This window comes from Atribacter sp. (assembly GCF_035418125.1).
Classification (GTDB): domain Bacteria; phylum Atribacterota; class Atribacteria; order Atribacterales; family Atribacteraceae; genus Atribacter; species Atribacter allofermentans.
Genome location: NZ_DAOLQM010000061.1, coordinates 1 through 9260 on the forward strand (window position 1 = coordinate 1; position 9260 = coordinate 9260).

6 protein-coding genes are annotated in these 9260 nt (G+C 38.6%); all 6 read right to left on the minus strand.

Annotated elements, in window-relative coordinates:
* Window positions 1–720: 720 nt before the first annotated feature.
* The 6 genes from PLK24_RS04880 to PLK24_RS04905 all read right to left on the minus strand — a co-directional run bounded on the left by PLK24_RS04880 (window position 721) and on the right by PLK24_RS04905 (window position 8843).
* Complete coding sequence (locus tag PLK24_RS04880) at window positions 721–1704, minus strand: ABC transporter permease (RefSeq protein ID WP_324476845.1); 984 nt, start codon at window positions 1702–1704, stop codon at window positions 721–723.
* Window positions 1705–1718: 14 nt separating this feature from the next.
* Window positions 1719–2735, minus strand: coding sequence for an ABC transporter permease (locus tag PLK24_RS04885; RefSeq protein WP_324476847.1), 1017 nt, complete (start codon window positions 2733–2735; stop codon window positions 1719–1721).
* 22 nt (window positions 2736–2757) lie between these two features.
* The gene (locus tag PLK24_RS04890) at window positions 2758–4257 is read right to left on the minus strand and encodes a sugar ABC transporter ATP-binding protein (RefSeq protein WP_324476849.1); all 1500 of its coding nucleotides are present in this window, start codon (window positions 4255–4257) and stop codon (window positions 2758–2760) included.
* A 116-nt stretch (window positions 4258–4373) separates the two neighbouring features.
* Window positions 4374–5420 (minus strand): substrate-binding domain-containing protein, encoded by a 1047-nt coding sequence (locus tag PLK24_RS04895; protein WP_324476850.1) that lies wholly within the window; start codon window positions 5418–5420, stop codon window positions 4374–4376.
* A gap of 123 nt (window positions 5421–5543) precedes the next feature.
* Entirely contained in the window at window positions 5544–6461 is a 918-nt protein-coding gene (locus tag PLK24_RS04900) for a sugar phosphate isomerase/epimerase family protein (protein ID WP_324476852.1), read from the minus strand.
* A 270-nt stretch (window positions 6462–6731) separates the two neighbouring features.
* Complete coding sequence (locus PLK24_RS04905; RefSeq protein WP_324476854.1) at window positions 6732–8843, minus strand: oxidoreductase; 2112 nt, start codon at window positions 8841–8843, stop codon at window positions 6732–6734.
* Between the last annotated feature and the right edge of the window lie 417 nt (window positions 8844–9260).

The following is a 9260-nucleotide window of genomic DNA, read 5'->3' on the forward strand; positions in this document are numbered from 1 at the left end:
AACAGTATTATAGGTTTACGTCTATTTATCAATTGAAGTTTCAAATCTTTGTCATCTTAAATTTATATTCAATCTTGAAAACTAACGGACTTGATATATCGAGATCATACAAAAGACTATAAAATGGAGGGGCACAGCGTATTATGCCCGATCTTCTTATAATATAGCGACATGCTATGGTATGACGAATCTTGGATTTTCATAATCAACTGGTGCTGCAATAGTGGTTGGAAGTCCATCCAGAAAATACACTTATGATTAAAAATGCCGTCATCCTGAGGCTTTGTACTTTGAAGCCGTGAGGATCTCATCTAATCCCACATCCGTCATCCTGAGGCTCTCGTTTTATAAGGGCATGAGGATCTCATCTAATCCCACATCCGTCATCCTGAGGCTTTGTACTTTGAAGCCGTGAGGATCTCATCTTTTATATTTTAATTTTGGAAAAGATTCAAAAGGATGAGATTCTCACGTCGTCAGGTAGAAGACACTGGACTCCTCAGAATGACAAACTGGGTGGCAGAGATTGCCACGTCGTTCAACCAAAAAACGGTTGGCCTCCTCACAATGACGGAACAGTAAAAAACTCAAATCCCCCTAACCCCCTTTGCTAAAGGGGGAAATTGATCGGCATATAAATATTTTCATTGTTATTTGGTGCTACCATGCAGCATGAGGGTCTATACTGTAAATATCGTAATAGTGATGAGTGATTTTTCTTTACCGGGTTCTTCGATTACTTACATACACAATCAGCAAGGCAAAGAGGACGATTCCAAATCCTAACCACTTCCCAGCATCTCCCCACCCCATAGCGATCAAGAGGTTGGTAAGGGTTTGCAAAAAGATAGCTCCCAAAATAACACCAAAATAATTCCCATCGCCGCCAGATAAAGAAACACCACCAACCACTGCAGCAGCAATGCTGGGCATAACATAATTCGAACCCATATCTTTGAAGGCAATACCCATATTTCCAATCAATAACAACCCTATCAGACTGGCTAAAACTCCACTAATAGTAAAAGCAATACATCTCACCAATTTGACATTAAAACCGCTTAAGTAGGCAGTTCTTTCATTTGAACCAACACCGAAAAGAATCATACCTAATTTGGTTTTATTTAATACAATCATGACTAAAATGGTGAGAACTATTAAAATAAATACCACATTCGGAAAACTACCGGTGGATTTCGCAGCAATAATGGTCAAAACTGGTGATGGTTTACCGGTAATATTTCTTCCAGCGGTATATACATTAATAATCCCTTGAAGGATATTAGCCATAGCCATGGTGACAACTAAGGGTGGAAGCTTTAAATAAGCGGTTAACAATCCATTGGAAAGGCCAACGGCAACTCCAAAGGCTAAAGCAACAATAACCGCTATCCAGAGATTTCCATTTTGACCATCCATGATGCTGGCAGTGAATACTGCTGTCATGGTGGCCATGTACCCCACTGACAAATCAAGACCGCCACCCCCGGCAGAAATAACAATCATTTGGCAAAGCGCAAAGAAGGCAGTAAATGAGGCGAGTTTTAAGGTCAACAGAACCTGATCCACTCTTAAAAAATTGGATAAAATAATTTCACCCAAAACAAAGAGAAGGATGATTAAGATAAAAGCGACCACCACTTTTTTATACTTTTCAAAAATTATCTGAGTTATTGACTTCGGTCGGTTTAGTTCAACTCCCATTTCTTTTCTTCTCCTCAAGCTCTTTCTCTGTTATACAGGGTATAAGCTATTGGTCCGGCAATGGCGATGATAACGATTAAACCAGATACCAAGGTTTGGTAAGCATTGGGAATATTCGCAAAAAAGATAATCTTATTAACAAAGCTCATAATCAAAGCTCCTACTAAGGCAAAATAGACGCTTCCACGACCACCGGTTAATGCAATTCCACCAACCACAGCTGAGGCAATAGCTCTCAAAGTCAAGGGGTCTCCCATCCGGGCGTCTCCTGATTGATTTTGGCCTACAAAAAATAAAGCTGCTAAGAAGATAAAAATTGAATTAATAATGCAAGCCATCAACTGGATCTTTGCAGTATTAATTCCACTGGCATACGCACTGTCATTATTACTTCCCACTGCGTAAATATATCGTCCAGTTTTGGTTTTGCTGATAATGAACCAAAGAAAACAGGCTATTATAATGAGGATTAAAGCTGGTGGTATATAACTACCAAATTTTTTTAAAATTTCTGGTGCTCCTTGTACGGCATTGAAATTATAAAAGCCCTTAAACCAATCAACCGATTCCCCACCGGGAGTAGGTCGCAAGAATAAAGCAATTCCCAACCACATATAAGATGTGGCGAAGGTAACAATCACCGGAGGGATTCTTAAATATCCTATCCCTATACCATTGATTACTCCAACGAAAATTGCCACTCCAAATGTAATAAGCAAAGCATAAATTCCGGTTACTGGATCGTTTTTCTTCATAACAGTTGTTAAAACACAGGTAAAGAGTGAAAGTGCTGAACCTGCTGAGAGGTCTAAACCGCCAGAAATAATAACGACAGCCCCACCCATGGTAAGAAGTATTAATGGCATAAAAGCGTTGATATTTCGAACTATGGCCTTGATTTCAAAAAAATTCTTTTGCAGTACAGCGGTCAGAGTAAGCATCACAATGAGAATCAGTAAATTGGAGTATTCAGGCTTAAATATACCTTTGATGAAGGAAGTTCCTTGCTCGGCTTTAATTATTTTACTCATTCCCTTCTTCACGCCCTATCTTTTATTTTATCCTCATTGAGCAAGCGATAATGGCTTCATCAGTAATCTCATCTCTCTCAAGCGTTGCTACAATCTGGCCTTCGTACATGATTAATATTCTATCGCAATATTGAATTAGTTCTTCATTATCACTCGCATATAATATAACACTCATCTTTTTATCGCGAACCTGGTTAACGATAAATTGATAAAGATCTCTTTTTGCTCCTACATCTACTCCTTTAGCTGGATCGGCTAGTAAGAGAACATTGGTATCAAATGATAGCCATTTCCCGACTACAACTTTTTGCTGGTTTCCACCGGATAGGGTTTCCACCGGCATATCAATATTGGAAGTTTTGATGGACAGGACATCAATAACCTGATCACATTCATTTCGATATTTTTTGAAAGGAACAAAGAGTGGGTGGTTTTGATTTCCCATTTTCGGGAAAATCATATTATTTAACACTGAATGTTTTAAAAATAAACCTTCTAAATGCTTATCGCCGGGAACCAATAAAATTCCATTTTTTATTGCATTTGCCGGTTTATTCAATCGGATTTTATTGTCCATAATGGTTGCATCACAACGTAGACCAGGAAAACTCCCCGCTAATGCCAACATCAATTCGTTCTGTCCCTGACCAGCCAGTCCTCCGATTCCCAAGATTTCTCCCTTTCTCAACTCAAAAGAGATGTCTTTTAAAATTTTTCCAAAATTTAAATTATTTATTCGAAGGATGACTTCATCGGTATTCAAACTTAATTTTTCTTCAAAGGTTACTTTTTGGGTTTCACCAGTAATATAGCTCACAATTTTTTCAGGATCTCGTCCGTCTTTGGTAAAATCGATGTTGGCTACGTTTTCTCCATTTCTAAAAATGGTTACATCATCACATATTTCCATAACTTCCCAGAGCCGATGGGAAGTAAAGATCATTGCTACTCCCTTCTGTGCCAAACTTTTCATAGATATAAAGAGGCTTTTCACTTGTGCTTGTTCTAACGCCGCGGTTGGCTCGTCAAGAATGAGAAGCTGAGGGTTTTCAGAAATTGCCTTGGCTATTTCAACGATTTGCATTTCTCCCGGGTTCAATTCATTTATTTTTTTGTTGATATCCAAGTCGGGGAGCAGTTGGTTTAAAATTCTTTCTGAGAGTTCTTTGGCATGGATATTGTCTAAAAAAATTCCATTTTTTTGTTCAGCGCCCAGCACGATGTTTTGCCACACGGTCAAATCCGGTACTAAGCTTAGATTTTGGAATACCATTGCGATTCCATCTTTCCTGGCTTCACTGGGATTGCGGTATTTCATCGGCTTACCATTATAAATTATTTCTCCTTCATCGGCAGAATAAACACCGGTAATAATCTTGGAAATAGTACTTTTTCCTGAACCATTCGCTCCTAAAAGACCAGTTATTCGCCCCTGGTAACAGCGTAAATTTCCATTGGAAAGAGCAACAACTCCTCCAAATCTCTTTTTAATACCTTTGGCTTCCAGGATTAACACAGCCATCACTCACCTCATAAAAAGATAAAAATAATTTTCTTTTTGTTTCATCCAAAAAGAGGGAGGTCAATAATACTGACCTCCCCTATCAATTGATAAATTAATTTTGAAAAATATTTCCTCTACTCAAAAAGCTCGGCAACCTTTTCTTCTGACATAATTTCACTTAACAAGAAATCATCGGGTTGGTCTTTTAGAAGCTCCCAACCTTCGTCGAAATTCTCATCAGTAATAAACATTCCAACTTTGTAGAAATAGGTATTGTCAACTAATATTCCTGGTTTAAAGTTCTTTCCATTATAGAGCTGTAATGCCATGCGGAAAGCCGTCCCGCCGATTCCTGGAGGATTAGGTTGAGCACAAGCTTTAAAATCGGCACCCTGATCTCTTAATTTCTTCCATTCTTTAAAGAAAGCGGTTCCTGGATCACCGAACATGACTTTGGGAAGTTTATTGGCATCAAGGAACGCCGATAGAACACCAAAGGCCATACCATCTTGGGTAAAAACTGCATCGATTTGCTGCCCGGAGCCGATAATCTGGGTTGCTACTTCTTTAGCTTTGGTTTGATCCCAACCACCAGTAGTATTGGCAATTAATTTAATGTCCGGGTATTTTTTCAAAACATCATCGGTTGCTCGAATTCGATCGTTGTTTGCTGGATGACCATCCAAGCCGTAAATTTGGATAGCATTGCCTTTTTGTAGTGTTGAACAAATGTATTCAGCATTTTTAGTATTCCAGGCATAATGGTCCAGGGTTACATTAAGAACATTAGGGGCAGTGACGGTGGCATCATAGGCAATAACTAAGATTCCTTCATCCTGAGCTTCGCTGATGACACCATTCAGGGCGTCGGGCGAATTGGGGTTAACCATAATAATATCAACACCTTGGGATATGAAATCACGCAAAATGTTGGCTTGCTCGGTCGCATCACCATTGGTTATGTTGTTGACAATTTTATAATCAGCAATTTTCCCGGCAGCTTTATATTCGTTTCCTACTTCTTCCAAAGCGGCAATCATGATATTCCGCCATGAGGTTCCTGACGAGCCAGTAGAAATACCAACCACTGGTGGTTCTTGAGCAATACTTCCTACTGAAAAAGCAAAAACCAACCCAAAAGCTACTAAAAGAGCAACGATCTTTGATATTCTTTTAATCATATTAGTAACCTCCTCATTTTTTTAAATTTTTGAAAGAACAACCTGCTTCATTCTTCACTATAGAATTATATTTCACCTCCCTCTTCAATAAATATTATTATAGTATGAAACTCATGAATTATTTTAAACCACATACTGATTGAGATACTGCTTACTTAAAATCAATGATTTTTTTCGAGAATCCAAGGAATCTTCAAAAGACCGATCTTCGACTTCAACACAGACACAACCTTGGTATTCAATATCAGTTAGAGCGGAAATAAACTTCCCCCAGTTAACATCTCCCAATCCTGGCAGTTTGGGGGCATGAAACTCCAGGGGTGCAGCCAGAATTCCAACCTCATCTAATTTATTTTGAAAAACCTTTGCATCTTTAATATGAACATGGAATAATTTGTCTTTAAACTCATAAATGGGTTTTATATAATCTATCCGTTGCCAGAGCAAGTGGGAAGGATCATAATTCAAGCCAAAATTATCACTTTTTATTTCTTCAAACATTCTCCTCCAAATCGCTGGAGTAGTTGCTAAGTTATTCCCTCCTGGCCACTCGTCGTTGGTAAAAAACATGGGGCAATTTTCGATCCCTATCTTTATATTACTTGCTTCAGCGTGTTTAATAATAGCCGGCCATACTTTTTTGAAGGTTTTAAAATTATCTTCAATACTCTTATTCTTATCTTTACCAATAAAGGTATTGACATTTTTTAGTCCCAATTTTGTTGCTGCCGTAATGACTTTCTTGATGTGCTCAATGTAATATTTCCTTTTTTCCGGATCAGGATCAAGAGGATTGGGGTAATAGCCCAACGCCGATATTTCAATATTCATCTCTCCAGCGTATTTTTTTATTGACTTGATCTTTTGTTCATCCAACTCGTTAACATCAATATGGGTAACACCAGCATATCTTCTTTCTGCTTTTCCTTTTGGCCAACAAAGCATTTCAACACAGGCATAACCATTTACGGACGCAAAATCTACCACTTCTTCAAAACTTAAATCAGCTAAAATCGCACTCACAAAACCAAGTTTAAACATACAAAACGAACCTCCTCATGAATGACAGGATCGATGATGAGAATTGAATACCTATTCAGTTTTAATTCAGCAGTGGCTCTCTTTTTTTTAAGAAAAAAGCTCTCTTCCTGAGTGAAATACTCCAAGAAAAGGGGATTCGCTTATCTCCCAAGGATTTCAAATCCCCTTTCTATTATTAAAAAAATCAGCTCAATGAAAAGGAAAAATATTTATTACTATTTTCCTTTTCATTACAACAAAGACTTAGCATTCTCACCTATCTTGTTATTCTTATTTCATTTGAAGTTTTACATCATAAGGTAGCCCACAGGAAAGAGCATTGTTGGCATTCATAAATATATCTCCATCAATCATCAAACCAGCATTCGCTCCATCAGTCATTGCTCCTCGAACATTTCTAACCAGATTCGAATCTCCGATATTGACAACATGAAGGCCAGCTGCTAACAAACTGTCATATAGCTCGGTGTTAGGTTTAGTTTTGGCTAATACAACTGTATCTACAGCAATGGTTTCTTTTTCAAAAGCATCATTCATCAGGACTACTTCACCATCTTTGATTTCAACAACGGTGGTATTGAGACGAATATTGACTGGAAATTTGAAGGCTTTTTCTTCCAGCCCTTGACCGTTTCCACCATTAAATCGCAGCATCATAACTTCACGATGGATTGGTTCGATATTAGGAGCAATTTCTTTATCTTCAGTTACATAAATGACTTCTTTGCCTCTCAAAGCCAAGGCTTCGGCGGTATCGGTGGCAGCATAATGATTCCCCCAGACTAAAACTTTCTGGCCAATCTTGACCGCTTCGACAGTTCTTTCTTTTGGCCAATATTCACAGTTCTTTTTGGCACAGCGAAGCACATCTTCAAATTTAAATGCTTTTTCCACTCCGGGGATATCAGGAAACACTGTCTTGGCACCGGTCCCGCATAAAACAACATCAAACATCTTAAGCTCATCTGTTTTTGCTATGGTATTGAGCCTCACTTCAACCTTTAAGTTTTTAATTTGCTCTCGAATCCAATCCATATACCATTTCATTTTCGATTTTGGAGGAACCATGCAACAAGTTCTTAAAATTCCTCCCAACTCGTCATCTTTTTCAAATAGAGTAACCTGATGTCCTCTCAAAGTAGCAATTCTGGCTGCTTCCATGCCAGCGATTCCACCACCAACCACGGCAACCTTCAGCTTGGTTAATGCTGGTTTTAAATCTAAGAATCGTTCATCACCAATGGCTGGATTTACTGCGCAACGCATTTCCCTCTTAATATAGAGTGACTCTTTCCAACATCCAATCAAACAGGAAATGCACTTTCTTATTTCTTGAACTTTCCCTGCTTTGGCTTTATTCGCCCAGTAGGGATCAGCGATCATTTGTCTTGATAATCCGACCATATCGGTTTTTCCTTCGGAAATAATTCTATCGCAATATTCAGGGGTTCGAAGAGTATGGCTGGTTATCACTGCAATCTTAACTGCTTTTTTAATAGCTTCAGCGGTATAGGTGTTCCATCCTTCTTCATAATACATTGGATCCATGGTTGGACCGGCAGCTTCGAAGATACCAGCGCTGATATCCAAAAATGCTACTCCAGCTTTTTCTAATTCTTTAGCGATTTCAACCGATTCATCCAGCGTACGGCTACCTGGCATCCATTCCTCTCCAGAATATCTCACTCCGATTGGGAAATTTGTACCACATTTATACTTAATCCGGCTGATAATTTCCAAAACAAACCGCATTCTATTCTTTAACGGTCCTCCAAATCGGTCATTTCTTTTGTTGGTGTAAGGGCTTAAAAATTGGGCAATCATATAACCATGAGCACCATGAAGTTCAACCATATCAAAACCAGCTTGTTGGATTCTCCAGGCGGCTTCGGCAAATTTTTCTATCAAATCATAAACTTCTTCAATCTCCATGCCTCTTATGTCTTTTCCTTTAGCCTCGGCACCGGCATAAATAACTTCATGCCCAGCAGAACCAGGAACATCGGTAACCATGTCGCTACAAGAAATCAATCCTTTTCGAGGGTAAGCAGCCTGACGGCCGGGGTGTTGGATTTGAACTGCACACTTGGCGCCATGACGCTGCATTGCTGTTGCTAAATGATGAAGTCCAGGTATAAAGTAATCAGCATCAGCAGATAAGCAAGTAACTGTAGGACGACCAGTTTCCCTATCAGGAGTTGTTGCTCCAACAATTATCAATCCACATCCGCCTTTAGCAATTTCTTCGTGGTAACGGATCACCCTATCGTTCACTGAACCGTCGGCATTTGCCGAACTAATATCAGTAGGAACATGAACAACTCGGTTCGGTACAACAACTTGAGCAATCTTAATTGGTGAAAATATGTGTTCAAATGGCATGCAATAAAACCTCCCTTTTATTCTTCATTTTTGCTTATTTTATTAAACAAATTTATTATTCTATGGAGTCCGGTGTCTTTTGTCGGACAAGGTGAGAATTCCATCCTTTCAAGTATTTTAATTAAGAATTTAATAAGATGAGATCCTCATCTCCTCGAAAAAGGAGGATTTAGAATAACGCCTTTATTAATCGTTCATACATTTTCAGGCTAGACCTTCATGCTGAATAACAACACCAGATGAGGATGAAAATATTTATATGCCGATCAATTTCCCCTTTAGCAAAGGAGTTTAGGGGGATTTGAGTTTTTTTACTGTTCCGTCATTCAGACTGTGTCACAATTATTCTGTAAATTATTTACCCCCCACTTATGTTAATATTTTACAGTAATATTGGGAATAGATAACCAAAAACTG

Coding starts and splice junctions, on each gene's coding strand:
- PLK24_RS04905 (WP_324476854.1), bottom strand. CDS start 8,843: ATGCCATTTGAACACATATTTTCACCAATTAAGATTGCTCAAGTTGTT.
- PLK24_RS04885 (WP_324476847.1), bottom strand. CDS start 2,735: ATGAGTAAAATAATTAAAGCCGAGCAAGGAACTTCCTTCATCAAAGGT.
- PLK24_RS04895 (WP_324476850.1), bottom strand. CDS start 5,420: ATGATTAAAAGAATATCAAAGATCGTTGCTCTTTTAGTAGCTTTTGGG.
- PLK24_RS04880 (WP_324476845.1), bottom strand. CDS start 1,704: ATGGGAGTTGAACTAAACCGACCGAAGTCAATAACTCAGATAATTTTT.
- PLK24_RS04890 (WP_324476849.1), bottom strand. CDS start 4,257: ATGGCTGTGTTAATCCTGGAAGCCAAAGGTATTAAAAAGAGATTTGGA.
- PLK24_RS04900 (WP_324476852.1), bottom strand. CDS start 6,461: ATGTTTAAACTTGGTTTTGTGAGTGCGATTTTAGCTGATTTAAGTTTT.